The organism is Isoptericola jiangsuensis, assembly GCF_002563715.1.
GTDB classification, from domain to species: Bacteria; Actinomycetota; Actinomycetes; order Actinomycetales; family Cellulomonadaceae; genus Isoptericola; species Isoptericola jiangsuensis.
This window is the reverse complement of record NZ_PDJJ01000001.1, coordinates 727,013-752,827: the sequence shown is the minus strand read 5'-3', so window position 1 is coordinate 752,827 and position 25,815 is coordinate 727,013. Positions and strand designations below refer to the sequence as shown.

Sequence of the window (25,815 nt, the reverse complement as noted above, 5' to 3'; positions counted from 1 at the left end):
ACATTCAGTCCGGTAGCGACTGAGCCGGTAGCGACTGAGCAGCGCGCACCTGCCTCGAGGTTCGGCTTCCCTCCTCGGCGCCTCGCGTCTGCTCGAGGCCTCGAGCAGACGTGTGGAGTTGATCGCTCGGTGGCGGCTTCTTGTGATCGGACACCGGCGCGAGCTTGCCGCCTCCACTATCGCTGGTTGGCGGCAGGCCTGGAACCGCTGACTGGCGGTCAATCGCTAAACCGGCTCTGGGGTCGAGATCATTGGCGGCTCTTCACAGACGAGGGTGTAGCCGGGCTCGGAGTTTCATATCTCAGGTCGTGTCTGTCAACGAAGTCCTGAGACTTTACACAGCCCGGCTACACCTTCGTCTGTGAAGAGTCCAGAACCTCCCCGTGGCCGGGAGTCGGGGAGGTCGCGTCACCTATCCAACCTCAGATTCGAGGAATGTGACGACATCCTTCTCAATCGAGTTGTCCAGCGCTACGGACTCGAATTTACCCGGCGACGTCTCGACGTAGACTGCTTGGCTGCTGTTTACAGGCTGGTAGGGAGCGGCTCCGTCGAAATCGACGAGATAGAGCGCGATAGGCACTTCGAGCGAGAGCGGATCGGTGCCGCCCTGCTCCCTGTAGATCACTCCGTCCATTGATCCGCCGAGAAACCCGACTTCGATCGTGTCGCCTGAAGGCTTCCCCGCGATGACATCGTCTACTACGACCTCATAGACCGTATAGACAAACGTGCTAGAAAGCTCATCTCCCTCGACGTCGCCGGAGTTCGGGTCAAGTTCTGGATCGCTCGAGACCGGCGGCTCGGCCGACACGTCAATCTTCCGCACCTCGCTCGACACTGGAGTCCCCGCAATGACGAGGTCCGAGGACTCCTCCAGTTCGGTGATGCTGGCATACTCCGCGTAGGTGGGGTGATAGACCACATCTTCACTTTCGGCCCCTGATGCACATGCCGACATCGACGCGGCAAGCAATACCGCTGCACCAAGGGCGCTCGGGTGCAATTTGTGCTTCTTCATTGCCACTCCTCAGTAGATACGGACGACTTCGTCGCGGTCGTAGGAGTACGGCGTACTGCCCGGATCCGAGCTTGCCGCGCGATACTTCATGACCGATGCCCTGGTCGTGTTGGGGTTGTCTGCAAGAGAGAGTGCATGTCCAAGCTCGTGCGTGGAGGTGAACTTCGCCCACCGCGCAAAAGTCCCCCCTGTCATATCATTGATCCGAGACGCATTTGCCTTGATCGTGAAAGAGCGGTTTGAGCGCGTTCCCGATGGTGTGTACAGGCCCAGCCAGGTCGTGTTGTAGTTTGAGGCGGTCATTTTTCGTGGTGAGTTCGAAGAGTTGGCGATCGACGTCCCAGTCTCGCTGTAGGTGGCGCTCCATTTTGTGATGCCGTTCTTGAGGTAGCCGTTCCATGTGCTGTTCACACCAGTGATCTGCACGGAGAATTGATTTGTACCCACGCCGCCGGAATAGTAGGTGGCTTCGGCCGGGGCGCTTGCCCCAACCACGAGGCCCCCAGCGGCAACGATCGCAAATGCGGCAAGCGCGGCAAGTCTGGTCTTCAGTTTGGTGAGCAAGCCAACCTCCTTGTTGTTTGAACTCGGTGAGCCATGTTCAAGCAGCGATCTGTGCCCGTGTCTAGCGGGGTCGGCCTTTCTCCCATGATCCGTGTGCGGCAATTACCCGCACGAAAATCGCCGATTAGCTTTCCACGTCTCGTTGGGTCGTGTCGAGGTGTGGAGAGTCGGCGCTTCCGATCCGGCACCTTGGCGTGTGCCGCTGTGCGTCCCTTCTGTGGTGTGTTGCTGCGTCCCTGCATACTGTTGATTGCCGGCAGGCCAGGGGATCTTTCCGCACTCTTGAAGTCGTTATCAATCTGTGACCTACTGTGCGGAGATGCGCGCGGTGTCGTCGACCTCGTGGTGGCCGGGCAGCCTCGTATAGGTGCCCGGGAACCTGTCTCGTAAAGCTGTAGGTTTCTGAGACGGTGGCGGTCGGTGGGCGGAGGCGTTGGGGATCCGCAGAACCGCGCCAGTCGGTGCCGTCTCGGAAAGTCGTCTCACCCTCGGGGCGTCTCACAGAGGTGCGACTGACGGTTGGTGAGACAATCCGGTCATGGGTCGTCTCTTGGGGTACACGCGGGTCTCGACTGCCGAGCAGGGCCCGCGACTGCAGATTGATGCGCTGCTCGGCGCCGGGGTCGAGGCCCGGGACGTCTTCGGCGATGTCACCTCCGGGGCCAAGGCGGCCCCGTCACGGCCAGGCATGGCTCGGCTGCTGGAGTACGCACACGACGGCGACACTGTAGTGGTGTGGCGGATTGATCGGCTCGGGCGATCGCTGCTGGACGTGCTGGCCACGGTCGACGACCTCGCAGCCCGGGGTATCGGGGTGAAGTCGCTGCAGGACGGGATCGACCCGACCACCTCCACGGGCAGGTTGCTGCTCGGGTTGCTGGGGTCGCTGGCGGAGTACGAGCGCGAGCTGATCACCGAGCGGGTCAACGCCGGGATCGCTGCGGCCAGGAACGCTGGCACCCGGTTCGGCCGCCCGCCCCTCGACCGGGTTGAAGTGGCGGAGAAGCTGCGGATCGTCGCCGAGGCCCGCGCGGCCGGCCGTACCGCGGCCGACGCTGCGAGGCTGGTCGGGTGGTCGAGGGCGACGCTCTACCGCCATCAAGCAGCGACTCAGACCGACACGTCCATCAAGGCGCCCACCGAGTCGCTTGCCGAGCCTCTCCCCGACGCCGTGTGAGGGCGTGTGGTGATGACGGTGCATGAGGTAGACGCGCTCGATCGGTGGCGGGTGCTGCGCCTGCACGTCGAGGACGGGATCCCGCTGACCGTGCTGGCCGACTCCTCGGGGGTGGGGCTACGGACGCTTCAGCGCTGGCACCACGCCTACCAAGCGGAAGGAGTCGCTGGGCTGGCGCCCCGTCGGCGCCGAGACGCGGGTGTGCGGCGCACACGGGCCGAGATCGTGTCCTTCGTCGAACGTCTGGCCCTGACCTGCCCGCGTCCGGCGATCGCAACACTGCACCGCCAGGCGATCGCCGAGGCCGAGCGGCAGGGAGTTTCCGCGCCGTCGTACGCGACCGTGCGGAACATCGTTGGGGCCCTGGACCCGGCACTGGTGACTCTCGCCCTGGAAGGGCCGGAGTCCTACCGGGACAAGCACGAGCTGGTCTACCGGTTCCGCGCCGCCCGGCCGAACGCAACCTGGCAGGCTGACCACACCGAGCTCGACATCCTGATCCTCGGCGCCGACGGGAAGCCTCAGCGCCCGTGGCTGACCACCGTGATCGACGACTACTCCCGCGCGGTGTGCGGGTACATGGTCTTCACCGGGCCGCCGTCGGCGATCAACACGGCGCTGGTGCTGCGGCAGGCGATCTGGCGCAAGTCCGAACCCGCCTGGGCGATGTGCGGGATCCCGGACGTCCTGCACGTCGATCACGGGTCGGACTTCACCAGCCGGCACCTGGAGTACACCGCCCTCGGGCTGAAGATGCGGCTTGTCTTCTCTCACATCGCCCGCCCGCAGGGGCGCGGGAAGGTCGAACGCTTCTTCGGCACGGTCAACACCGAACTGCTGGCCACCCTGCCCGGCCACCTCGCGCCGGGCGCACGCACGCCGACGCCCACCCTGGGCCTGCCGGCCCTGGACCAGGAGATCGGAGCGTTCGTCGGCCGGTACAACGAACGGCCCCACCCCGAGATCGGAGCCAGCCCGAAACAGGCGTGGGTAGGCGAGGGATGGCTACCGCGCATGCCCGAGTCCCTCACCGAGCTCGACGGTCTGCTGCTGACCGTGCCCAAGCACCGCACCGTGCAACGCGACGGCATCCACTTCCAGGGCCTGCGATACATGTCCACAACTCTGGCCCCGTACGTCGGGCGGCCCGTCACGATCCGGTACGACCCGCGCGACGTCTCGGAGATCCGGGTCTACGACCGCGACGAGTTCGTGTGCGTCGCCATCGACGAGCAGCACCCCAACCAGCGCCTCAGCCTGCGCGAGATCGAGACCGCCCGGCGAGCTCGCCGCCGCGACCTGCGTCGCCAGATCAACGACCGGATCCCCGTCGCGACCATGCGCGAGGAGCCCAGCACCCGCCAAGTGCCGTCGCGCCGGGTCAAGCTGCGCACCTACGAAACCGAATGACGGGGCAGACTGATGGGCTTCATCGCCACCAAGGAACACCGCCGCTTCTGCGAGTTCGCCACCGCCGTGCGCAAGGAAGCCACGATCGGGATCTGCCATGGCGACGCCGGAGTCGGCAAGACCCAGTCAGCACGCCGCTACGCCCACTGGAACACCCTCGGCCCCTTCATCACCGAGTGGGGGCGCCGCACCGACGACGACCTTAAGTACTACGCCGCCGCGAACCGCACGCGCACCGTCTTCTACACCCCCGAGGTCATGCCCCGGCACCGCGAGATCATGCGGGACATCGACCTGCTGCGCACCAGGCTCGGCGTCTGCGTCGACGAACACCGCCGCGCCGCCGGCAGCGGGACCGGCAAAGGGGGCACGAGCGACCTGCGCCGGTGGACCGAGCTGCTGATCATCGACGAGGCCGAGCGCTTGACCCCCACGATCCTGGAGATCCTCCGCGACCTCCACGACCGCCAACAGGTCCCGATCCTCTTCATCGGGATGCCCGGCATCGACAAAAGGTTCGCACACTACCCGCAGCTGTACTCCCGACTCGGGTTCTCCCACCAATACCGGACCCTCGGTCGCGAGGAGCTGCTGTTCGTCCTCGGACGGTACTGGAAACAACTGGGCCTGAGCCTCGACCCCGAAGACTTCACCGACGCCCAGGCCATCGCGACGATCGAACGCATCACCCGCGGCAACTTCCGCCTCCTGGAACGACTCTTCCCCCAGATCTCCCGCGTGCTGAAGATCAACCAGCTGCAATCCATCACCGACGACGTCGTCGAAGCCGCCGCGAGCATCCTGGTCATCGGAAACTGACGATGCGGCTCGGATACGCCCGCCCCAGCCACCAGGGCCCCGACCTGACCGCGCAACTCCAGGCACTCCACGGCGCCGGAGCTGAACGAATCTGGGAAGAACGTGAACTTGGCACGCAGTCCCGGCAGCCGCTCCTGGACGACCTGCTGCTACAGCTACGCCACGGCGACGCCCTGATCGTGCTCCGCCTGGACCGCCTCGCCCGCAGCCTGCACCACCTCGCGCTGATCGCCACCACGATCCGGGAGCGCGGCGCGGACCTGATCAGCCTGACCGACGCCATCGACACCACCACACCCGACGGCCGGATCTTCTTCCACGCCGTAGGAATCGCTGACGACCTCGAGCGAACCCTCCTCGCTGAGGACACCATCAGCGGACTGAATGACGCCCGAGCCCGAGGCGTCCAGCTCGGCCGGCCGCGAGTCCTGACACCCGAACAGATCGAGCAAGCCCGACGCCTTCTCACTGAGCCCGGCGCCACGACGACGAGCGTCGCTGAACACATGGGAGTGTCCCGATCCACCATCAACCGACACGCCCTGCCAGTCGTCGAGGACACGGGCACGGTGCTGCCGGCAGTTGCGCCTCCGCCCGAGGCGCCGCGCGGCGGACGGCACGCCACGTAGCGATCACAGAGGACCGCCATCGACTGCTCAACTCCACAGCCCGAGGTCCCTGCCACGCGAGACGCACGCGACACGACGATGCCCGGGCGCGAAGTCCCGGACGACGAAGGCTCGGGCGGGGGTGTGCCGCGCGCGGTCGTCAGACGGGAAGCACAGGTCGCGCAGCGACCGTGAGCGCGACGGGACCCGACGACGAAGGCCCGGGCGGGGGTGTGCCGCGCGCGGTCGTCAGACCCGAAGCGCAGGTCGCGCAGCGACCGTGAGCGCGACCGTGCGCGGCACACCCCCGCCCGAGCCGTCCGACCGCAAGCAAGAGCACGAGCACGAGCACGAACGTCAGGTGACCGCCCCGAGGTGCCACGGGATGAACTCCTCGGCGCCGATGCCCAGCTCCTCGCTGACGGTCTGCTCGCCGGACGCGACGGCGAGGATCTTGGCGAGGAGCTCCGCCCCGACCTCCTCGACGGTGGCGGCGCCGTCGACGATGCGGCCGGCGTCGAGGTCCATGTCCTCGCTCATGCGCTCGTACATGGGGGTGTTGGTGGCGACCTTGATCGACGGGGTGGGGCGGCAGCCGAACACGGAGCCGCGGCCGGTGGTGAACACGACGACGTTGGCGCCGCCGGCGACGATGCCGGTGACGGAGACGGGGTCGTACCCGGGGGTGTCCATGAAGGTGAAGCCGCGGTCGGTGATGGGTTCGGCGTAGTCGTAGACGGCGGCGAGGTCGGCCTGGCCGCCCTTGGCGACGGCGCCGAGGGACTTCTCGAGGATGGTGGTGAGCCCGCCGGCCTTGTTGCCGGGCGAGGGGTTGTTGTCGAGGGTGCCGCCGTTGGTGGCCATGTAGGTGCGCCACCAGGCGAGCTGGTCGAGGAGCTTCTTGGCGACGTCGGGGCGGGTGGCGCGGGCGGTGAGGAGGTGCTCGGCGCCGTACACCTCGGGCGTCTCGGCGAGGACGGAGGTGCCGCCGTGGGCGACGATCCGGTCGGACGCCCAGCCGAGGGCGGGGTTGGCGGTGATGCCGGAGTAGCCGTCGGAGCCGCCGCAGTTGAGGCCGAGGACGAGCTCGGAGATGTCGCACTCCTCGCGCCGGCGGGCGTCGACGGCGGGGAGCATGGCGCGGACGGCGTCGACGCCGGCGCGGACGGTGGCGCGGATGCCGCCGGTGTCCTGGATGGTCATGGTGCGCACGACGGTGTCGTCGGGGATGGCGGCGAGCAGCGCGGAGGAGTCGTCGGGGTCGGGGGCGCCGATGCCGGGCATGCCGAGGTCGGTGACGGAGCCGCTGCGGGCGGACAGCGCGGCGCCGGGGACCATCTCGCAGCCGAGGCCGAGCACGAGGAGCCCGGCGACGTTGGGGTGGGCGGCGTACCCGCGCAGGGTGCGCAGCAGGATCTGGCCGCCCTCGGAGTCGGGGACGAGGCCGCAGCCGGAGGTGTGGGTGAGCGCGATGACGCCGTCGACGTTCGGGTAGGCGTCGAGCGCCGCGCCGGTGAACTGGTCGGCGATCATCCGGGCGGTGGACGCGGAGCAGTTGACGCTGGTGAGGATGGCGACGTAGTTGCGGGTGCCGACGCGGCCGTCGGCGCGGCGGTAGCCGCGGAAGGTGGGCCGTGGGCCGTCGGGGACGGCGAGCTCGGTGTGGACGCCGCCGAGGGGCGTGTCCCGCTCGCCGGGGTCGAACGCGAGGTTGTGGCCGTGGACGTGCTCCCCGACGCCGACGTGCGTCGTCGCGACCCCGATGACCTGGCCGTACTTGCGCACGGGCGCGCCGGCCGCGACGTCGGCGAGGGCGATCTTGTGGCCGCGGGGCACGTGGCCCTGGGCGGTGACGACGACGCCGTCGGGGGTGGCGACCTGGTCGCCGGGGGCGAGGTCGCGGGTGGCGACGGCGACGTCGTCGCCGTCCCGGAGCACGAGCAGGTCCGTCATCGGGGCTTTCCGTCCTGGGGGCACGAGCGAGCCCCGCCGTGCGGCGGGGCGGTTCCGGCGCGGGGCCGGTCCACCGGGTGCGGGGGCGTCGTGCGACGTCCCCGCACCCGACGGGTCAGGTGAGCTGAGCGATCAGCTCGGTACCGGGGTGGCTCACTGGGAGGTGGCTGCCGCGACCTCGGTGAGGAACGCGTCGGCGGCCTCGTCCGGGGTCATGGAGCCGAAGAGCACCTCGGAGTTGATGCGGGTGATGATCTCCTGGACGTCGCCGGCGCCGTTGGGCGGCACGGGGGGGCCGTCCACGATCTCGGCCTCGAGCTCGGTCATGAAGTCGGCGACCTTGGCGTCCGCGTCCTCGAGCTGGTCGAGGATGGACTCGCGGACCGTCAGGTTGGACGGGAGGCCGCGGTCGGTGAGCTGGAGCTGGGCGACCTCGGGGTCGTTGAGCAGGAAGTCGACGAACTTGGCCGACTCCTCGGGGTGCTCGGTGGTGGCGGAGACGGAGTAGAACATCGCCGGCTTGAAGTACATGCCGGTGCGCTCGTACTCGGACTCGCCGGGGAACCGCAGGAGCTCGAGCTCGCGGCCGGACGCCGAGCTGAGGGCGCCGAGCTGGTTGGACCACCAGGCGCCCTGGGCGCCGGTGCTGGTGCCGAGGAGCGACCCCTCGGGGCCGGCGGCCTGGATCTCGGTGGTGCGGGAGCCGTCGGGCGCGCCGCCGTTGGCGACGAGGTCGGCACCGACCTGGAAGAACTGCGCGACGGTCTCCTTGTCGACGCCGAGCGAGCCGTCCTCGTTGTAGAGGTTCTGACCCTTCTGGCGGGCGAGGATGGACAGGCCGGCCTCGTTGAAGCCGATGTCCTGGGTGCCCCAGACGCCGTCGCCGGCGCCCTTCGACACCTCGCCGGAGATCGAGACGAAGTCCTCCCACGTCCAGGTCTTGTCGTCGGGCATGTCGACCCCGGCGTCCGCGAAGATCTGGGGGTCGGCCATGATCGCGTAGGCGTTGACGCCGGTGGCGAGGCCGTACAGCGTGCCGTCGACGCGGCCGGAGTCGACGACCTGGTCCTGGAACTCGCTGGTGTCGATGTCGAGCGTCTCGAGGTCGGCGAGCACGCCGCGGGAGGCGTAGTCGGAGATGTACCGCTCCTCGTGCGTGATGACGTCGGGGGTGTCACCGCCGGCGACGGAGGTGGCGAGCTTGTCCCAGTACCCGCCCCAGTCGGTGTAGTCCGGGGTGACCGTGATGCCGGGGTTCTTCTCCTCGAACAGGTCGATGATCTCCTGGGTCGTCTGGTGGCGGTCGTCGGACCCCCACCAGGCGAAGCGGATGGTGACGCCGTCGCCGTCGTCGCCGGCCTCCTCGGTGCTCCCGGACCCGGGGCCGCCCGAGCTGCCGGAGCAGGCACCCAGGGCCAGCGCGCCGGCCGCCGTGAGGGCGATGAACGCGGCGCGGGAACGCCGCCGGGTGGTCGTTGCTCGCATGATTCTCCTTGTGTGTGCGTGACGAAACGTCGTCGTTGTCATCCAGCAGCGGTCCCGCCGTCGGGACCGTCGAGGTGTATCGAGCGGTTACTTGATGCCGGTGGTGGCGATCCCCTTGACCAGGTACTTCTGGCCGAAGAGGAAGACGATGAAGACCGGGACGAGCGACACGATGGACATCGCGAACAGGGGACCCCAGGAGCTGTTGCTCGTGGCGTCGATGAACGTGCGCAGCGCGATGGGCACCGTGTACATGTCGGGCCGGGTCAGGAAGATCAGCTGGCTGAAGAAGTCGTTCCAGGTCCAGATGAACGTGAAGATCGCGGTGGTGGCGAGGGCCGGCAGGGACAGCGGCAGCATGATCTGCAGGAAGATGCGCCCGTGCCCGCAGCCGTCGAGCCGCGCGGCCTCGTCGAGCTCCTTGGGCAGCCCGCGGAAGAACTGCACCATGAGGAAGATGAAGAACGCGTCCGTGGCGAGCAGCTTCGGCACGATGAGCGGCAGGTACGTGTTGATCCAGTGCAGCTCGGAGAACAGGATGTACTGCGGCACGATGATGACGTGGATCGGCAGCATGATCGACATGAGCATGACGGCGAACCAGATCGGCCGGCCGCGGAACTTGAGCCGCGCGAAGGCGTAGGCCGCCATCGAGCAGGACACGAGGTTGCCGATCACGGAGCCGAGCACGATGACGGCCGAGTTGAACAGGTAGTGGCTGAACGGGTGCAGCAGCGCGTTCCAGCCCTCGGAGTAGTTCGTCAGGTCGATCTCGGTGGGGATGAGTCCCGTCTCGCGGAAGATCAGGTCGTTCGGCTTGAACGAGCTGGCCAGCATCCACAGCAGCGGGTAGAGCATCACCAGGCCGAACCCGATGAGCAGCGCGTGCTTGAGCAGGCGCCGCAGCTGCGGTCCGGTCCGCCGCTGGCGCGGCGCGTCGGGGATCTCGGCGGCGACCTCGGTGAGCGTCCGGCGTTCCCGCACGGGCGGCCAGGGGGTCGTGGTCTCGGTGTGTGCGTCGGGGCGCACCGGCGTGTCAGTCATCGTAGAAGACCCAGAACTTGGAGGCGAGGAAGTTGACGACGGTCATGCCCGCGACGATGAGGAGCAGGACCCACGCCATCGCGGACGCGTAGCCCATGTCGAACGAGCGGAAGCCGTTCTGGTAGAGGTACAGCGTGTAGAAGAGCGTGGAGTCGACCGGTCCGCCCGTCCCGTTGGAGACGATGTAGGACTGGGTGAACGACTGGAACGCGCCGATGAGCTGGAGCACCAGGTTGAAGAAGATGATGGGGCTCAGCAGCGGCAGGGTGATCTTGAAGAACTGCCGCGCCTTGCCGGCGCCGTCGATGGAGGCCGCCTCGTAGTACATGGCGGGGATCTGGCGCAGGCCGGCGAGGAAGATGATCATCGGCGCCCCGAAGGTCCACACGTTGAGGATCATCAGGGTGCCGAGCGCGTAGTCGGGGTGGGAGACCCAGCCGTAGCCCTGGATGCCGAACACGCCGAGCACCTGGTTGACGAGCCCGTCGGCGCCGAACACCTGGCGCCACAGCAAGGCGATGGCGACGGAGCTGCCGAGCAGCGACGGCAGGTAGTACACCGACCGGTAGATGGCGAGCCCGCGCAGCCCACGGTCCAGCAGCAGCGCGAGCGCGAGGGCGGCGGCGAGCTGGAGCGGCACGGACACGGCCACGTACAGGAACGTCACCTTGAGCGACTGCCACCAGCGCGGGTCCTCGAACATGCGCTGGAAGTTCTCGAGCCCGACCCAGCTCGGTGCCTCGAGGAGGCTGTAGTCGGTGAACGAGAGGTAGAGCGAGGCGACGAGGGGGAAGGCCGTGATGAGCACGAGCCCGACGAACCAGGGCGCGAGGAAGATCGCCGCGGCCTTGCCGTCACCCTTCTGGACCTCGCGGCTCGCGCCTCGGGTCTTGGCGACCTCGTTGATCACCGACATGGCCGCACCTCCCCGTGCGGCGGCGTGGTGGACACCATCGTCGTCCCTCCAGATCTTCGTCGATCACGGTCCGACCGGAGCCCCGTCCTGACCGTCCAGGCGGGAAACCGGTTGCTGTCGAGGAACGTACCACAGCAGGAACCGGTTTCCTATGGTGTACCTTCAGCAAGTGAGACCGGTTTCCAACTCGGCACCGGTCGTGATCAGGACGTGATCCACGCGTGATCCACGCGTGACCGAGGACGGAGGCAAAGATGCCCGGCACCACCACACGCCGTCCTGCCGTGACGATCGCCGACGTCGCCCAGGCGGCCGGCGTCTCCCGCGCGACGGTGTCCCGGGTGATGAACGGCCGCAGCACCGTGGACCCGGCGATCTCCGCCCGCGTCCAGGAAGCCGCGATCGAGCTCAACTACCGGCCCAGCAACGTCGCCCGCAGCCTCTCGCTCGGCCGCACCACGACGGTCGCGCTCGTCGTCCCCGACCTGCGCAACCCGGTGTTCCAGCAGATCCTGCGCGGCGTCTCGTCGGCCGCCGGCCAGGACGGCTACCGCGTCCTCGTCGCCGACTCCGCCGAGGACCCCGGCGCCGAGGCCGCCCTCGCCCGCGAGGCCCGCGCCCGCTGCGACGCCCTCGTGCTCGTCTCCCCGCGCATGCCCGACGCCGCGCTCGACGCCCTCCTGCCCGACGTCGCCCCCGTCGTCGTCGTCAACCGCGAGGTCGCGCGCGGCGCACCCAGCCTCGTCGTCGACTACGCCGACGCCGCCGTGCAGGTCGTCGAGCACCTCGTGCAGCACGGCCACCGGCGCATCGCCTACCTCGCCGGACCGCCCGCCTCCGTGTCCGACGTCGCCCGCCGCCGCGGCCTCGCCGACTGCTGCGCCACCCACCCCGACCTCGAGATCGTCGAGGTCCCCACCGGCTCCGACATCGCCGCCGGGCACGCCGCCGCCCCCGCCGTCCTCGCCAGCCGCGTCACCGCCGCCGTCGCCTTCAACGACCTCGTGTCCTTCGGGCTCCTCGCCGCGCTCAACGAGGCCGGCGTCGCCGTGCCCGCCGACATCTCCGTGTGCGGCTTCGACGACATCGAACTCGCCCGGTTCGCCACCCCGGGCCTGACCACCGTGGCCGTCCCCCAGGAAGACCTGGGCCGCCACGCCTGGAGGGAGCTCCACACCGTGATCGAGAACGCCACCGGCGCCGCCGAGACCACCCGCTTCGGGGTCCGGCTCGAGGTCCGGGCCAGCACCGGCCCCGTCCCCCGACCGCCGTCCAGGCACCCGCACCCGCCGCCGCACCCGTCGTCGCCGACACCGCCGACACCGCCGACACCGCCGCGCACACCCCCGCCTGGAGCATCGAGAACGGCGTACCCGTGCTGCGCCGCCCCGGCGACCGCGTCACCCTGTCCCGCTACGAGCCCGGCGACGCGCTGCCCACCATCCACTCCCCCCGCCCCTACCTGCACCCCGTGCACACCCTCGACGGCGTGCCCCTCACCGAAGCCGGCCCCGTCGACCACCGCCACCACTACGGCGTCAGCATCGCCGTGCCCGACGTCAACGGCACCAGCTACTGGGGCGGACGCACCTACGTCACCGACGTCGGCCCCACCCTCCTGCCCAACCACGGCCGCCAGACGTCCACCAGCACCACCGTCGACCCCAAGGCGCCCCACGTCCTGCACGACACCGTCACCTGGACCGACCAGCACGGCGCCCCCGTCCTCGCCGAACGCCGCCGCGTCGGCGCCCGCCTCCTCGACGACGGCTGGGTCCTCGAATGGCGCTCCACCCTGCACGCCGAGCACGGCCCCCTCGAGTTCCGCTCCCCCGCCACCAACGGCCGCCCCGGCGCCGGGTACGGCGGCGTGTTCTGGCGCCTCCCCCTCACCCCCGACACCCGCGTGCTCTCCGCCGACGGCGAGGGCGAGGACGCCGCCCACGGCTCCACCTCCCCCTGGGTCGCGTTCGTCCAGGTCCACCGCGACGCCCGCGGCGAGGAACGCACCACCACCACCCTCCTCACCCAGCCCACCCCCACCCGGCCCTGGTTCCTGCGCGCCCACGAGTACCCCGGCGCCTGCCCCGCCCTCGCCTGGGACACCCCCCTGCACGTCCCCGCCGGAGGCACCGTCGAGACCGGCGTCGTCGCCGCGCTCCTCGACCACGCCCTCGACGCCGACGAAGCCGCCGCGCTCGCCGCCCGGCTGCGCTGACGAGAGAGAGCAGATGAACCCCGCCCGCATCGCCGTCGTCGGCATCCACGGCCACGGCGAGAAGCACGTCCAGCACGCCCTCGACCTCGCCCGCCCCGGCCGCGCCCGCCTCACCGCCGTCGTCGACCCCCGCGAGCCCGGCCCCGGGCACGCCGCGCACGGCACCGGCACCCCCTGGTACCCCACCCTCGGCGACCTCCTCTCCGCCCCCGACGACGACCGCCCCGACGTCGTCGTCCTCTCCACCCCCATCCCCACCCACCTCCCCCTCGCCCGCGCCGCCATGGAAGCCGGCATGGACGTCCTCCTCGAGAAGCCGACCACCGCGTCCCTCGCCGAGCACACCGAGCTCGTCGGCATCGCCGACACCACCGGCCGCCTCTGCCAGGTCGGCTTCCAGACCTTCGGCTCCCACGCCGTCCCCGCCGCCGCCGCCCTCGTCGCCGCCGGCGAGATCGGCGACGTCCTCGGGTACGGCGCCGCCGGCACCTGGGTCCGCACCGCCGGCTACTGGGCCCGCGCCCCCTGGGCCGGACGCCGCCGCCTCGACGGCCGCGACGTCGTCGACGGCGTCGTCACCAACCCCCTCGCCCACGCCGTCGCCACCACCCTCCTCGTCGGCGGCGTCACCCGGGCCGCCGACGTCGCCTGGGTCGACACCGACCTGTTCCGCGCCAACCCCATCGAGGCCGACGACACCTCCGCCGTGCGCGTCACCTCCACCGACGGCACCCGCTACGGGTTCGGCCTCACCCTCTGCGCGCAGGACCGCTCCGCCGCCCGCGTCCTCGTCGTCGGCACCGCCGGCGAGATCGAGCTCTTCTACGAGTCCGACCGTCTCGTGCTGCGCACCGAACGCGTCACCATGGACAAGACGTACGGCCGCACCCCCCTCCTCGACGACCTCCTCGACGTCCGCGCGTCCGCCGACCCCGACCGCCGCCTCCTCTGCGACGTCCGCGACACCGGCGCCTTCATGCGCGTCATGGAGGCCGTCCGCACCGGCGCCGACCCGCACCCCGTGCCCGACGACGCCGTCACCTGGCTCGGCGACGGCGACGACCGCCGCCCCGTCGTCCGCGACGTCGAGCACTGGTGCGAGCAGGTCGCCCGCACCCAGCAGACCTTCACGGAGCTCGGCACCCCCTGGGCCCGCTGACCCGCGACTCAGCGCACGGCCGCGCGAGTCAGCGCGGGTGGGTCCGGTCGGGGGTCGGGGTGTCCGGGCACGGTCGCGTTCACGGGCCCCAGGGGGCCCTCCACTTCCGGTCTGACGACCGTGCCCGGACACCCCGACCCCCGACCTCGCCGTTCTCCTCACGTCCCGAGTCGGAGACCTTCCGCCAGTCAGCGCGGCCCAACGCGAGTCAGCGCACATCGACTCCAGTCAGCGCTCCGACACGCGAGTCAGCACAGTTCGACGCGAGTCAGCACAGTTCGACGCCAGTCAGCACAGCCGGGCGCGAGTCAGCACAGTTCGACGCCAGTCAGCGCACATCGACGCCAGTCAGCAGAGCCGGGCGCGAGTCAGCACAGCTTCGCGTGAGTCAGCACAGCCGGGCGCACGTCGGGCTCGGGCGTCGCGGACGGTGCACGACGACGGTGCGGCGGGTCTCGTCGCCGCCTCGCCGCCGTCGTCGGGCGGCCCTGGTGCGCGCGGTCAGAGCCGGGTGCCGAGGGCCGAGACCGGGACCACCTGGCCGGTCGCGAGCGAGCGGTTCCCGGCCACACCGACGGCGACGGCACGCAGGCCGTCGACGAGGCCGGCGCGGCGGGAGAGCGGGTCGGCGTCCGGGCCGCCGGACGTCGGGTCGAGGTGCCCACGGAGCAGGTCCCGCAGGAGGGCGGCGTCACCGGTGCGGTGACCGTGCTCGGCCGGCAGCCGCACCTCCTCGGTGGTGCCCCACTGCTCCTGGACGACGAGGCGTGCGCCCCGCGGACGGGTGGGGCAGCATGCCTCGCCGTCGTCCAGGGCCGTCCCCAGGCGGCCGGGAAGCCCGGGGGTGGCGTGGCACCGTTCGACGACCTCGAGCTCGGCGCGGCCGCGGGTGCCGTTGATCGCGACCCGGTAGCCCTCCCAGGGGCTGTGCGCCGTGAGGGAGTAGGTGAGGTTCGCGCCGTCGCGGTAGCCGACGAGCACGCTGAGGGTGTCCTCGATGGTGGCGCCGGGCGCGAACGGGTCCTGGTCGCGGCGGTAGCCGTCCTCGTGCGCGGCGTCGAGGTAGAGGGCGCGCAGGTCGTCGTCGGCGGCGAGGTCCGGGGCGTACCGCTCGCCGGCGTCCTGTGGACGCCCGTAGAACTTGAGTCCACCGCGGGCGTACACGGTCTCGGGGGCGTCGCCGACCCACCAGTTGACGAGGTCGAAGTGGTGGCTGGCCTTGTGGACGAGCAGCCCGCCGGACGACTGCTTGTCCCGGTGCCAGCGCCGGAAGTAGTCGGCGCCGTGCGCGGCGTCGAGCAGCCACTCGAAGTGCACCGACACGACGTCGCCGAGCCGCCCGTCCGCGACGACCTGGCGCAGCGCGGCGTTGCGCGGCGAGTAGCGGTAGTTGTGCGCGACGGTGAGCCGTCCCTCGGAGCGGCGCACGGCGTCCGCGATCGTGTACATGCCGCCCGCGTCGATGGTCAGCGGCTTCTCGACGACGACGTCCGCGCCGTGCCCGAGGGCGGTGGCGACGTGCGCGGCGTGCGTGCGGTCGGGTGACGTGACGACGACGACGTCGGGCGCCAGGTCGACGAGCATCCGGTCGAGGTCCTCGGCGGCGTACAGTGCGGGCTCGGCACGCCCGGACAGCCGGACGCGGTCGGCGTGGTGACGCAGGCGGGTGGGACTGGTGTCGACGAGGGCGACGAGGTCGGCGACGTCGGCGTGCTCACCGATGCCGTCCACGTAGGTGCGGGCGCGCTGCCCGGTGCCGACGACGGCGTACCGGCGTCGGGCGCGTCTCGGCGGGGCGTCCGTCCGGGCAGCCGGGAAGGTGGCGGCCGACGGGCCGGCGTCGAGGGTGGCGGACGTCATCGTCGTGCTCCTGATCGAGGGTGGCAAGCGCTTTCCATCACTCTAGCGCGCCACCCCGGACCTGCCAACGGGGATGCCACATCGCGAGACCGCGCGCGGCCACCACCCGGCAGCCCGCCTGGAACACAGGACCCCGACCGCGACCCGACGGACGCTCGGCGCACCGGCCCCGGACGCACGACGGCCGGCGCCCACCGCACCTCGTGCGGCACCACGCCGGCCGTCGCCGCACACGGTCAGGCCAGGTCGACGCCCAGCCCCAGGTCGGCCAGCCGGACCGGCTCGCCCGTCTCCAGCGACAGGTTGCCGGCGTACCCCACGCCCGACGCCCGCAGCCCGTCCAGCAGGCCGGCCGCGCGACCCAGCGGGTCCGCCTCGTCACGACCGTGGAACACGTCGCTCAGCAGCAGGTCGTCACCGCCGCCGTGACCGCCGGACCCCAGCGCGACGATCGGCCGCTCCTCGGCCCGCTCCCAGTGCCGCTGCACCAGCAGCCGCTCCCCCGACGGCCGCACGTCGTCCTCGCCGAACGCCTCCGTGAAGCTCGGGTCCAGCACGGCCCTGCCGTTGCCGAACACCACCGAGCCGCGCTCGGTGACCTCCAGCTCGGCACGACCCCGCGACCCGTTCACCACGACCCGGTAGCCCTCGCACGGCGCCGACGCCGTCAGCGAGTACGTGAGCACGGCGCCGCCCGCGTACTCCACCAGCAGGCCGAGGGTGTCCTCGGTCGTGATGCCCGCGTCGAACACCGACCGGTTGCGCACGTACCCGTCGTGGGCGCGCGCCTCGGGCCCGTACAGCGAGCCCAGGTACTCGTCGCCGTCGACGTCCAGCGCCCAGGGGTCCACGCCCTGCGCGCGGAGCGCCATCTCGCCGCCCGTCGGCTCGTAGCCGTGCGCGTGCGCGGCGTCGTCGCCGTAGAACCGGCGCCCGCCGGACGCGAACACCCGGACCGGGACGTCGTCGATCCACCAGTTGACGAGGTCGAAGTGGTGGCTCGACTTGTGCACGAGCAGCCCGCCGTTGTTGACCTTCTCGCGGTGCCAGCGCCGGAAGTAGTCGGCGCCGTGCACGGTGTCGAGGGCCCAGTCGAAGTGGACGGACAGCACGGTCCCGATCTCGCCCGACGCGATGACCTCGCGCAGCGCCGAGTTCCGGGGCGAGTAGCGGTAGTTGAACGTCATCGTCAGGTCGCGGCCGGTCTCGGCGACGGCGTCGACGATCTGCCGGGCCTCGGCGGCGGTGGCGGCGACGGGCTTCTCGACGACGACGTCGACCCCGGCGCGCATCGCGCGCGACACCATCTCGGCGTGGGTGTTGTCGACGCTGGTCACGACGACGCGGTCGACCCGCTGCTCGACGATCGCCTGCTCGAGGTCGTCCGGGTGGTAGACCGGGCGCGTCCCGCCCAGCTTGTCGGCGACGCGGGCCTCGTGGACGGCCGCGCGGACCGGGTTCGGCTCGACCCACGCGACGACCTCGCCCTCGTCGGCGTGGTTCGCGAGCAGGCCGCGCACGAACATGTCGGCACGGTGGCCGGCTCCGACGACGGCGTAGCGGAGGCGGGGGGAATCGGAGGGCATCGTTGGTCACTCCTCAACGGTGAAAGCGGTTTCCCGTCACCCTACCCGAGGAGTCCGAATCGATGCGATGCCAGCCTGCCGCCGTCGACCACCGGCGGTCGAGCCCGAGGTGCCGCCGCCCACGCCGGGCCGGCAAGAACTGCGCTGACTCGCGGGAATCAGCGCTGACTCGCGCAGAAGAGCGCTGACTCGCGGGCACCGGGCCCGCGAGTCAGCGCTCGGTGGCGCGAGTCAGCGCTCGGGTGCGCCAGTCAGCGGGTGGGGGTCATGACGACCTGGCCGGCCCAGGTGAAGCCGCCGCCGAAACCGAAGAGGAGGGCGGGGACGCCCGCGGGGACGTTCCCGGCGTGCCACCACTTGGACAGGCCGAGCGGGATGGACGCGGCAGAGGTGTTGCCGGACTCGGTGATGTCGGTGACGACGATCTTGTCCTCGAGCCCGAGGCCCTTGGCCAGCGGCTCGATGATGCGCAGGTTCGCCTGGTGGGCGACGAGCACCTCGATGTCGTCGAGGGACAGGCCGGACGCCTCGACGACGCGGCGGGCACGGTCGGCGGCCCGGGTGATGGCCCACTTGAAGACGGCGCGGCCGTCCTGCGCGAACCGGTCGGCGGGGGCCTCGATGCGCACGGCGGGGGTGATCTCGGGCTCGGAGCCCCAGACGACGGGCCCGACGGCGGGGGTGTCGGCGGCCTGGAGCACGACGGCGCCGGCGCCGTCGGCGGTGAGGATGCAGGTGGAGCGGTCGCTCCAGTCCGTCACGGCGGTGAGCTTCTCGGAGCCGATGACGACGGCGGTGCGGGCGGTGCCGGCCCGGATCGCCTGGTCGGCGAGGCCGAGGGAGTAGGCGAAGCCGGAGCAGGCGGTGTTGACGTCGATGACGCCGGGCCCGACGACGTCGCGCAGGTCGGGCTCCTCCTCGCCCTCGGGGGTGCTGGCGCCGGGCTGCACGCCGGTGCGCAGCGCGTAGGCGACGCGGCCCGCGGTGTTCGGCGACCGGTCGGCGGCGGTGGTGGTGGCGACGATGACGAGGTCGACGTCGTCGGCGGGGACGCCGGCGTCGGCGAGGGCGTGCCGGGCGGCGGCGGTGGCCATGTCGGCGACGGTGACGTCGTCGGCGGCGACGTGGCGCGTCACGATGCCGGTGCGGGAGCGGATCCACTCGTCGTTGGTCTCGACGAGTCGGGCGATGTCGTCGTTGGTGAGCACCTTGTCGGGCTGGTGGTGCCCGATTCCGACGATCCGGGAGCCGGCGGCACCGGCAGGCAGCGTGAGCATGTCTCCGATCATGGCACGTCGCGGGGGCGGCCCGGCACCGTCGTCCACCCGGCACCGGCTCCCGATTGTCAAGAATCCTTGACACGGTCGGGGTGGGGCCCTACCGTCGAGATGTCGAAGATTCTTGACATCGGAGCTGATGATGGAACCTCGGGAGATGTCGGCCTGGGTCCAGCTCGGGGTCGCCCCCGCCGCCTGGGCCACCTACCTCGTCCTGCTGCTGGCCAGGGCCGACGGCCAGCCCCTCGCCACCACCCCCTACGCCGACCTCGTCCTGTGGACGCTCGGAGGCGCCGGCGCCGCCACCCTGGTGACCGCCGCGCTGTTGCGCCGGCGCCAGGACCCCGCCGACACCCGCGACCGGGAGATCGACGGGCGCGCCGAGGCCATCGGCAACGCGCTCGTCGTCATCGGGGCGCTGGCCGCCCTCGGCCTGGCCCTGGCCGACGTGCCCACGTTCTGGATCGCGAACACCCTCTACCTGGCGTTCGTCCTCGCCGCCGTGCTGGGCGCCCTCGCCCGGATCGGCCTCTACCGCGGGGGTGTCCCGGGATGGTGAGGCCACCCACCCGCGTGACCAACCGGATCCGCGACCTGCGCGAGACCCACGGCGTCACCCAGGCCGAGCTCGGCACCCGCGTCGGGGTCTCGCGCCAGACCGTCATCGCCATCGAGCAGGGCCGCTACTCCCCCACCCTCGAGCTGGCGTTCCAGATCGCCCGCGTGTTCGGCGAACCGCTCGACCAGGTGTTCGGCTACGAGGAGGACCCGTCATGAGAGCGATCGTGCAGGACGCCTACGGCAGCCCCGACGTGCTGCGGCTCGCCGACGTCGACGAGCCACGGCCGGGCCGCGGGCAGGTCACGGTGCGCGTGCGGGCCGCCGCCCTCGACGCGTCCGTCTGGTACCGCACGACGGGCCGCCCCGTCGTCGCACGGCTCGGCTTCGGCCTCGCCCGCCCCCGCGTGCCGCTCACCGGGCAGGAGCTCGCCGGCGAGGTCGTGGCCGTCGGTGAGGGCGTCACCGCCCTGGCGGTCGGGGACGAGGTGTTCGGTGCCGGCCAGGGGGCGTTCGGCGAGGTCGCGGTCGCGCGCGCCGACAAGCTCGCCCTACGGCCGCCCGCGGTGACGCCGCAGGACGCCGCCGCCCTCGTCGTCTCGGGCACCACCGCGCTCGCCGCCGTCCGCGCGGCCCGCCTCGCCCCCGGCGCGACGGTGCTCGTCACCGGCGCGGGCGGCGGCGTCGGGTCGTACGTCGTCCAGCTGGCCACCGCGGCGGGCGCCCGGGTCACCGCCGTCGCCGGCCCCGACAAGGCCGACCTCGTGCATCGGCTGGGCGCGGTCCGGCACCTCGACCACACCCGCGAGCCCGTCACCGCCGCCGGGGCGCACGACGTCGTGGTCGACGTCGCGGGGAACCGTCCCCTGCGCGAGCTGCGCCGGGCCCTGACCCCGCGCGGCACGATGGTGCTCGTCGGGGCGGGCGTGGCGACGACCGGGTTCCTCGGCGGCGCCGAACGGTCCCTGCGCGGCGCCCTGTGGTCGCCGTTCCTGCGTCAGCGCCTGCACGGGATCGTGGCCGTCACCCGGCCGGACGACCTCACCGAGCTCGCCGCCGCCGTCGCGGACGGCCGGCTCGTCCCCGCCGTGGAGCGGGTGCGCCCCCTCGACGAGGTGCCCGACGCCGTGCGGGAGCTCGGCGCCGGGCACGCCCGCGGCAAGACGGTGGTGCTGCCGCACCGGTGAGGACGGCGGGGGCGGGGCGACGAGCGCCGCCCCGCCCCTGCCGCACGGCCGTCACCGGTCGCGGAAGAACCGCCCCACGTCCTGGTGACGCTCCCAGCGGCCGGGGCGCCCCCGGTCGTCGGTGGTGACGAACACCTGCGGGAGGGACGTGGTCACCCCGCCACCGGCCGACCGGGCGGTGACGACCCACGCGTACGCCGCGTCGGGACGCAGCCCCTTCCAGACGACGCGCGCCGTGTCGCCGGATGCCACCGTCCGCTCGCCCACCTCCCGGTGCGGCACGTGGACCGCGAGCGAGTCGGTCGACACCGACGTGGTGCGGGAGCTGAGGTCCACCGGCACGACGGTGTCGTCCTCGGAGCCGTCGTACCGCTGCTCGTCGTCGTGCTCGGTCGCGCCGAACTCGTCCAGCAGCGGCGAGTACGTGTCGACCGTCATGAGTCCGCGGTCGACGTCGAACTGCAGCAGGCGGAAGAAGCTCGCCCCGAACCGGAGCTGGTCGTCGGGCGCGTACCCGCCGACCTCGGTGAGCCCCAGCCGGTCGGCCGACACCGTGTAGAACTGGTAGTCGGCCAGCATCTCCACCACGGCGTCGCCGGAGCCGTGACCCGCGTCCTTGACGTTGGTGCCGACGCCGTGCCGGTGCCCGCCGAGCACGAGGAACACGTTCGGGTTCCGGGCCACCACCGTGTTGAACAGGGTGGCGCCGTCCACCGGGGACAGCGCGGCGTCCCGCCCGTCGACCGCCGTGCTGGGCTGCAGGTAGTCGTGGGTGAGCAGGATGCCGTTGCGGTCGGGGTAGCGCTCGAACACGGACGACGCCCACGCCGTCTCCTCGCGCGTCACCCCGTAGGACAGCCCGACGACGACGAAGTCCAGCCCGCCCGCGGAGAACAGGTCGTAGTGGTTCTCGTTGTCCCCCGGGCGCCAGGGCCCGCCGTAGGACGCGTCCTGCCACCCCGCGGACAGCGCCTCGTAGCGGGCCGGCCCGTAGAACTCGTTGTACGGGGAGTCCGGTCCGACCTGGGTGCCGGTCTGGTTGTCGTGGTTGCCCGCGACGACGCCGTTCGGCACGCCGGACGCCTCGATGATCTCCTGCACCCGTGAGGACACGGCGAGCTCGTCGCGGACCCGCTGGACCTCGGCGGGCGTCGTGGTGCTGCGGATGTTGTTCTCGATGATGTCGCCGGTGTGCGCGACGTACGCGATCTTGCGCTCGTCGACGTTGTCGGCGACCCACTGCGCGACGCCGCGGTAGGCGGACTCCCACACCTCCCGCTCGGCGGCGGTCTCCTGCTCGACGGCGCCCTCGGACAGGTACTGGGTGTCCGTGAGGTGGACGAGCGAGAAGTCGTGGTCCGCGGGGTCGGCGAACCCGTCGGCGACCTCGTGCTCGACGTCGTCCGCCATCGGGTCCTCACCGGTGACCATCACCTGGACGGTGCCCCGCTCGACGTGGTCGCCGTCCACGGCACCGGTGAGCACCGTGTCACCCTCGACGGCGCCGCGGGACGTCGCGACGACGTCCCACCGTGCGGCGTCGTGGTCCCACGCGTGCAGGGTGACCACCCGGTCGGGGTCGACGGTGCCCGACCAGCGCAGCACCGGGTCGGCGGACCGGCGGCCCACCGCGACCTCGAACCGCTGGTAGGTGACGTCCGGCGAGGACGGCGAGTCGAGGGTGCGGCCGTCGGCCGGAGCGAGGGCGCGGGTGCTCGCGCGGCGCTCGCCGCGGGGGGACAACCCGGTGGGCACGGCGTCGGCGGTGCCCTGCCACGCCCGGTCGGGGGTGACGATCCGGGTCTCGGAGAACGACGCCGTGACGTCGCCGCCGCCGGGCACGGACACCTGTGCGGACAGCTCGGCGGTACGTCCGACGTCGGTCGCGCCGGACGCGGGGGCCAGGTCGGCGGGGGCGTCGGGGATCCCGGCGGACGTGAAGCGCACCTCACGGGTCGCGGTGTTCCCGACGCCGTCCGTCGCCTCGACGGCCAGCGTGTGCTCGCCGGGCTCCAGGCCGGGTCCCACGGGGGTGCCGGGCTCGACGGGCTCGCCGTCGAGCGTGACCCGCGGGTCGGTCAGGAGCCCGGCCGGGTCCTCGACGGTGACGGCGAGCGGGACCGCCCGGGTGAGGGTGGCGCCGGCCGCCGGGACGCTGGTGGCGACCACGGGCCCGGCGTTGTCGGTGACGAGGGTGCGCGTCGCCTCGGCGCCGGACGTCGAGGTGGCCGCCACCCGGTGCTCGCCGTCGGCCAGCGCGGTCGTGTCGACGTCCACCCGCAGGCCGCGCGCCGCCGTCTCGACGAACGCGCCGACGTCGACCTGCCGCAGCGGCGTGGCGCTCGACCCGCACGACCCGTCGCCCATCGACCACGACGACCCACCGCCCGGGACGGTGGCGGTGCCCTCGGCCACCTCCAGCCGGACGTCACCGACGGTGTAGTCGTCCCGGTTCTCGCCGCACGAGGTGACGAACGTGCCCGCGACGAGCGTGATCGCGTTCCAGCCGGGCTGGAGCCACTCGTGCGGGAACTCGACCACGGCCCGCTCGGAGACGAAGTCCTCCGCGATGTACGCGGTGCGCCCGTTGACGAGCACGGAGGACCGGTACCGGGCCTCGAGCGAGTTGGACCCGACGTCGAACGTCAGGCGGGCGGTGCCGCTGCCCGCCGTGCGGTAGGCGGTCGCGGCGGGGGCGTCGACGTCGAACGTCCACGTCGCCGTCGCGAGGCTCGTGCTCGACGAGCCGCAGCTCCCGTCCCCCATCGCGTAGGACGGCGCGAGGTCGGCGGTGGCGAACCCGACCGCCGGCGTCAGCACGACGTCCGAGACGGTGAAGTCGTCGAGGTTGGTGCCGCAGGCGGAGGTGACGTCACCGGCGACGAGGACGATCTCGTTCTCGCCGGGGTGCAGCAGCCGGTTCGGGACCTGCACGTCGACGCGGCGCGCCGTGTGGTCGCCGCCGAGGTCGACCCGGGTGCCGTTGACCAGCAGGTGGTTGCCGTAGCGGGCCTCGATGCCGTTGGAGCCGACGTCGAACGACAGCACGGCGGCGCCGTCGCCGAGCGTGGCGGCAGCCGGGGGCTGCGCACCGTCGACGGTGAGGGACGCCGTCCCGCCGTCCGCGCCGGCCGGGGTGGCGGCGTGGACCGGCTGGGTGCCGACCGCCAGGGTGCCGTCGGTGGGGAAGACCGCCGGGGCGTCCACCGGCGCGTTGTTGACCCGCACCTCGTGCTCGGCGTGGCCGCCCGCGGCGGTCGTCGCCACCAGGGTGTGCCGGCCGTTCGCCAGGGTGGTCGTGTCGAGGTCGGCGCGCAGGCCCGTGGTCCGTGCGGGGTCCGCGGCGACGTCGAAGGTCAGGGTCGCGGACGCGAGCCGCCCCTGGTTCGTGCCGCACGACCCGTCGCCCATCGAGTACACGAACTCGTTCGTGGACCCGTCGGCCTCGCCGTCGAGCGTCGTCAGGGTGACGTCGGAGACGTCGAAGTCGTCCAGGTTGACGCCGCACGACGACTCGGCGCCGCCCGCGACGACCTCGACCGTGTTCGCGCCGGCGCGCAGCACGTCGTTCGGCACGTCCACCTCGACACGCTCGGAGACGACCGTGGTGCCGAGGTCGATGCGGTGCCCGTTGACGAGCAGGTGGTTGCCGAACGCCGCGTCGGCCGAGTTCGATCCGACGTCGAACGCCAGGGTCGACGTGCCGGGATCGGGCTCGGCCGCCAGCACCACGTCGTCCACGCGCAGCACCGTCACCGGGTCGTCCGGGGTCGTCGGGTCCGCCGTGACCTGCACCGTGCCGTCCAGGTGTGCGCCGTCGCGCGGGGCCAGCGTCGGCGCGGTGGCCGTCGCGGCCGGGGCGTGGTCGTCCCACCACCGGTCCGGCCGGTCGTGCCGCCCCGCCGGGGCCCCGGGTGCCGCGAGCGCCGGCGTCGCCCCCGTGAGGCCGACCGCGAGCGCCGCCGTCGCGGCGAGCACCGCCCGTCGTCGGCGACCTGTCGTGTTCCGTCCGCTGCTGGGACGCATGCGCGTACCGTCCGTCCGTCCGTCGTCGCGGGCGGCGGGCGCCGCCCGGACCACGCTCTCGGCGCGGGGTGACGGCGGGGCGGACTCGGGAGGAACGTCGGGCGACGGCTGGGCGGACTCGGGCTGACGCCGGGGAGAACTCCGGGCACCGGCCGTTCGCCGGGTGTTCGGATCGCCGGTGCGCCGGTCGGGGCGCGGGCGGGCTACGCCCCGGCGAGGCCGGTCTCGCGGTAGAAGCCCCAGATGTGGTCGGCGGTGGCGCGCACGGCGCGGTCGGCGTCGCCGGCGGTGACGGCGTCGAGGATGGCGCCGTGCTCGGTGCACAGGCGGGCGGCGGTCGTGGGCCAGGACGGCAGGGCCTCGGCGCCGCGCGTGACGTAGGAGGCGACGGCGTTGCGCAGGCCGATGAGGATGGCCTCGACGAGCTGGTTGCCGGCGAGCCGGACGATCTCGAGGTGGAACTCCTGGTCGAGGCGGATGAACTCGTCCGACGGCACCTCGGGGGGTGTCATGCGGCGCAGGAGGTCGGCGGCCGTGGAGAGCCCGGCGCGGACGGCGTCGTCGTGCGCGTGATCGTCGGCGGTGCTGTGGCCGTCGGGGCCGACGCGGCGCGCGGCGTCGCCGACGGCCCAGGTCTCCAGGGCGGCGCGGGTGGCGACGACGTCGGCGACGGGGAGCGTGCCGGAGGCGACGTGCCAGCGCACGGCGGCGCCGAGGCCGGCGGCGGGCCGGTCGATGACGACGGCTCCGGCGTCGGGGCCGGAGCCGACGCCGGCGCGGATGATGCCGAGGGCCTCGAGGATGCGGACGGCCTCGCGCACGGAGGGGCGGGAGACGCCGAGCTCCTCGGCGAGCGCCCGTTCGCCGGGGAGGCGTTCGCCGAGTCCCCACCGTCCGGCGGCGAGGTCGGCCTCGATCTGGGCGAGGACTCGTTCGTGGGTGCGCAC

20 protein-coding genes and 1 pseudogene are annotated in these 25,815 nt (G+C 72.0%); 10 read left to right on the top strand and 11 right to left on the bottom strand.

Going from position 1 to position 25,815, the window contains the following annotated elements; all coding sequences use genetic code 11:
- Positions 1-412 precede the first annotated feature (412 nt).
- Positions 413-1,021, bottom strand: a complete 609-nt coding sequence (locus ATJ88_RS03405) for a hypothetical protein (protein ID WP_141538602.1) — start codon at positions 1,019-1,021, stop codon at positions 413-415.
- Positions 1,022-1,030: 9 nt separating this feature from the next.
- Positions 1,031-1,585, bottom strand: a complete 555-nt coding sequence (locus tag ATJ88_RS18025; protein WP_141538601.1) for a hypothetical protein — start codon at positions 1,583-1,585, stop codon at positions 1,031-1,033.
- Between the two features lie 538 nt (positions 1,586-2,123).
- On the opposite strand from ATJ88_RS18025, the gene ATJ88_RS03400 reads away from it, so the two are divergent.
- Genes ATJ88_RS03400 through ATJ88_RS03385 form a run of 4 tightly spaced genes read left to right on the top strand, consistent with a single transcriptional unit; the run spans position 2,124 to position 5,620 of the window.
- Entirely contained in the window at positions 2,124-2,762 is a 639-nt protein-coding gene (locus ATJ88_RS03400; protein WP_098462616.1) for a recombinase family protein, read from the top strand.
- A gap of 12 nt (positions 2,763-2,774) precedes the next feature.
- Complete coding sequence (locus tag ATJ88_RS03395) at positions 2,775-4,172, top strand: Mu transposase C-terminal domain-containing protein (RefSeq protein WP_098465088.1); 1,398 nt, start codon at positions 2,775-2,777, stop codon at positions 4,170-4,172.
- A 12-nt stretch (positions 4,173-4,184) separates the two neighbouring features.
- Positions 4,185-4,991 carry an AAA family ATPase gene (locus ATJ88_RS03390; protein WP_098462615.1) on the top strand — a complete coding sequence of 269 codons (807 nt, stop codon included), beginning with the start codon at positions 4,185-4,187 and terminating at the stop codon, positions 4,989-4,991.
- A gap of 2 nt (positions 4,992-4,993) precedes the next feature.
- Positions 4,994-5,620 carry a recombinase family protein gene (locus ATJ88_RS03385; protein WP_098462614.1) on the top strand — a complete coding sequence of 209 codons (627 nt, stop codon included), beginning with the start codon at positions 4,994-4,996 and terminating at the stop codon, positions 5,618-5,620.
- 336 nt (positions 5,621-5,956) lie between these two features.
- Here ATJ88_RS03385 and ATJ88_RS03380 read toward each other — a convergent pair whose 3' ends face one another.
- The 4 genes from ATJ88_RS03380 to ATJ88_RS03365 all read right to left on the bottom strand — a co-directional run bounded on the left by ATJ88_RS03380 (position 5,957) and on the right by ATJ88_RS03365 (position 10,997).
- Entirely contained in the window at positions 5,957-7,552 is a 1,596-nt protein-coding gene (locus tag ATJ88_RS03380) for a UxaA family hydrolase (protein WP_098462613.1), read from the bottom strand.
- A gap of 153 nt (positions 7,553-7,705) precedes the next feature.
- On the bottom strand, positions 7,706-9,037 hold the full coding sequence (locus tag ATJ88_RS03375) for an ABC transporter substrate-binding protein (RefSeq protein WP_098462612.1): 1,332 nt from the start codon (positions 9,035-9,037) through the stop codon (positions 7,706-7,708).
- 87 nt (positions 9,038-9,124) lie between these two features.
- Complete coding sequence (locus tag ATJ88_RS03370; RefSeq protein ID WP_098462611.1) at positions 9,125-10,081, bottom strand: carbohydrate ABC transporter permease; 957 nt, start codon at positions 10,079-10,081, stop codon at positions 9,125-9,127.
- On the bottom strand, positions 10,074-10,997 hold the full coding sequence (locus tag ATJ88_RS03365; RefSeq protein WP_098462610.1) for a carbohydrate ABC transporter permease: 924 nt from the start codon (positions 10,995-10,997) through the stop codon (positions 10,074-10,076). Before ATJ88_RS03365 ends, ATJ88_RS03370 begins: the two co-directional genes overlap by 8 nt.
- Positions 10,998-11,251: 254 nt before the next feature.
- On the opposite strand from ATJ88_RS03365, the pseudogene ATJ88_RS18690 reads away from it, so the two are divergent.
- The 3 genes and pseudogenes from ATJ88_RS18690 to ATJ88_RS18985 form a co-directional block, all read left to right on the top strand.
- Positions 11,252-12,187: pseudogene (locus tag ATJ88_RS18690) on the top strand (LacI family DNA-binding transcriptional regulator); the annotation flags it as partial.
- A gap of 185 nt (positions 12,188-12,372) precedes the next feature.
- Positions 12,373-13,215: a DUF6807 domain-containing protein gene (locus ATJ88_RS18685; RefSeq protein WP_245852592.1), complete on the top strand. Its 843-nt coding sequence runs from the start codon at positions 12,373-12,375 to the stop codon at positions 13,213-13,215.
- A 13-nt stretch (positions 13,216-13,228) separates the two neighbouring features.
- Positions 13,229-14,374, top strand: a complete 1,146-nt coding sequence (locus ATJ88_RS18985; protein WP_098462609.1) for a Gfo/Idh/MocA family protein — start codon at positions 13,229-13,231, stop codon at positions 14,372-14,374.
- A gap of 501 nt (positions 14,375-14,875) precedes the next feature.
- Here ATJ88_RS18985 and ATJ88_RS03350 read toward each other — a convergent pair.
- From ATJ88_RS03350 to ATJ88_RS03340, 3 genes are all read right to left on the bottom strand, one after another.
- Positions 14,876-16,234: a Gfo/Idh/MocA family protein gene (locus ATJ88_RS03350; RefSeq protein WP_098462608.1), complete on the bottom strand. Its 1,359-nt coding sequence runs from the start codon at positions 16,232-16,234 to the stop codon at positions 14,876-14,878.
- A gap of 236 nt (positions 16,235-16,470) precedes the next feature.
- Complete coding sequence (locus tag ATJ88_RS03345; protein ID WP_098462607.1) at positions 16,471-17,820, bottom strand: Gfo/Idh/MocA family oxidoreductase; 1,350 nt, start codon at positions 17,818-17,820, stop codon at positions 16,471-16,473.
- Between the two features lie 251 nt (positions 17,821-18,071).
- Positions 18,072-19,097 (bottom strand): 3-oxoacyl-[acyl-carrier-protein] synthase III C-terminal domain-containing protein, encoded by a 1,026-nt coding sequence (locus tag ATJ88_RS03340; protein WP_098465087.1) that lies wholly within the window; start codon positions 19,095-19,097, stop codon positions 18,072-18,074.
- A 157-nt stretch (positions 19,098-19,254) separates the two neighbouring features.
- On the opposite strand from ATJ88_RS03340, the gene ATJ88_RS03335 reads away from it, so the two are divergent.
- From ATJ88_RS03335 to ATJ88_RS03325, 3 genes are read left to right on the top strand one after another with little or no spacing between them, the layout of a single operon-like run.
- On the top strand, positions 19,255-19,656 hold the full coding sequence (locus ATJ88_RS03335) for a hypothetical protein (protein WP_245852095.1): 402 nt from the start codon (positions 19,255-19,257) through the stop codon (positions 19,654-19,656).
- Positions 19,650-19,874 (top strand): helix-turn-helix transcriptional regulator, encoded by a 225-nt coding sequence (locus tag ATJ88_RS03330; RefSeq protein WP_098462606.1) that lies wholly within the window; start codon positions 19,650-19,652, stop codon positions 19,872-19,874. The genes ATJ88_RS03335 and ATJ88_RS03330 overlap by 7 nt, the downstream gene beginning before the upstream one ends.
- On the top strand, positions 19,871-20,842 hold the full coding sequence (locus ATJ88_RS03325) for an NAD(P)-dependent alcohol dehydrogenase (RefSeq protein WP_098462605.1): 972 nt from the start codon (positions 19,871-19,873) through the stop codon (positions 20,840-20,842). The genes ATJ88_RS03330 and ATJ88_RS03325 overlap by 4 nt, the downstream gene beginning before the upstream one ends.
- A gap of 51 nt (positions 20,843-20,893) precedes the next feature.
- On the opposite strand, the gene ATJ88_RS03320 is transcribed toward ATJ88_RS03325, so the two are convergent.
- Both ATJ88_RS03320 and ATJ88_RS03315 read right to left on the bottom strand, forming a co-directional pair.
- On the bottom strand, positions 20,894-24,868 hold the full coding sequence (locus ATJ88_RS03320; protein ID WP_141538600.1) for a metallophosphoesterase: 3,975 nt from the start codon (positions 24,866-24,868) through the stop codon (positions 20,894-20,896).
- Positions 24,869-25,071: 203 nt separating this feature from the next.
- Positions 25,072-25,815: a FadR/GntR family transcriptional regulator gene (locus tag ATJ88_RS03315; RefSeq protein WP_098462603.1), complete on the bottom strand. Its 744-nt coding sequence runs from the start codon at positions 25,813-25,815 to the stop codon at positions 25,072-25,074.

Bases quoted from the DNA above. Each gene is read 5' to 3' on its own strand.
- ATJ88_RS03335 (WP_245852095.1), top strand. From the start codon at position 19,255: ATGTCGGCCTGGGTCCAGCTCGGGGTCGCCCCCGCCGCCTGGGCCACC.
- ATJ88_RS03345 (WP_098462607.1), bottom strand. From the start codon at position 17,820: ATGCCCTCCGATTCCCCCCGCCTCCGCTACGCCGTCGTCGGAGCCGGC.
- ATJ88_RS03330 (WP_098462606.1), top strand. From the start codon at position 19,650: ATGGTGAGGCCACCCACCCGCGTGACCAACCGGATCCGCGACCTGCGC.
- ATJ88_RS03395 (WP_098465088.1), top strand. From the start codon at position 2,775: ATGACGGTGCATGAGGTAGACGCGCTCGATCGGTGGCGGGTGCTGCGC.
- ATJ88_RS03320 (WP_141538600.1), bottom strand. From the start codon at position 24,868: ATGCGTCCCAGCAGCGGACGGAACACGACAGGTCGCCGACGACGGGCG.
- ATJ88_RS03340 (WP_098465087.1), bottom strand. From the start codon at position 19,097: ATGCTCACGCTGCCTGCCGGTGCCGCCGGCTCCCGGATCGTCGGAATC.
- ATJ88_RS18985 (WP_098462609.1), top strand. From the start codon at position 13,229: ATGAACCCCGCCCGCATCGCCGTCGTCGGCATCCACGGCCACGGCGAG.
- ATJ88_RS03375 (WP_098462612.1), bottom strand. From the start codon at position 9,037: ATGCGAGCAACGACCACCCGGCGGCGTTCCCGCGCCGCGTTCATCGCC.
- ATJ88_RS03380 (WP_098462613.1), bottom strand. From the start codon at position 7,552: ATGACGGACCTGCTCGTGCTCCGGGACGGCGACGACGTCGCCGTCGCC.
- ATJ88_RS03385 (WP_098462614.1), top strand. From the start codon at position 4,994: ATGCGGCTCGGATACGCCCGCCCCAGCCACCAGGGCCCCGACCTGACC.
- ATJ88_RS03390 (WP_098462615.1), top strand. From the start codon at position 4,185: ATGGGCTTCATCGCCACCAAGGAACACCGCCGCTTCTGCGAGTTCGCC.
- ATJ88_RS03350 (WP_098462608.1), bottom strand. From the start codon at position 16,234: ATGACGTCCGCCACCCTCGACGCCGGCCCGTCGGCCGCCACCTTCCCG.
- ATJ88_RS03325 (WP_098462605.1), top strand. From the start codon at position 19,871: ATGAGAGCGATCGTGCAGGACGCCTACGGCAGCCCCGACGTGCTGCGG.
- ATJ88_RS03370 (WP_098462611.1), bottom strand. From the start codon at position 10,081: ATGACTGACACGCCGGTGCGCCCCGACGCACACACCGAGACCACGACC.
- ATJ88_RS03365 (WP_098462610.1), bottom strand. From the start codon at position 10,997: ATGTCGGTGATCAACGAGGTCGCCAAGACCCGAGGCGCGAGCCGCGAG.
- ATJ88_RS03405 (WP_141538602.1), bottom strand. From the start codon at position 1,021: ATGAAGAAGCACAAATTGCACCCGAGCGCCCTTGGTGCAGCGGTATTG.
- ATJ88_RS03400 (WP_098462616.1), top strand. From the start codon at position 2,124: ATGGGTCGTCTCTTGGGGTACACGCGGGTCTCGACTGCCGAGCAGGGC.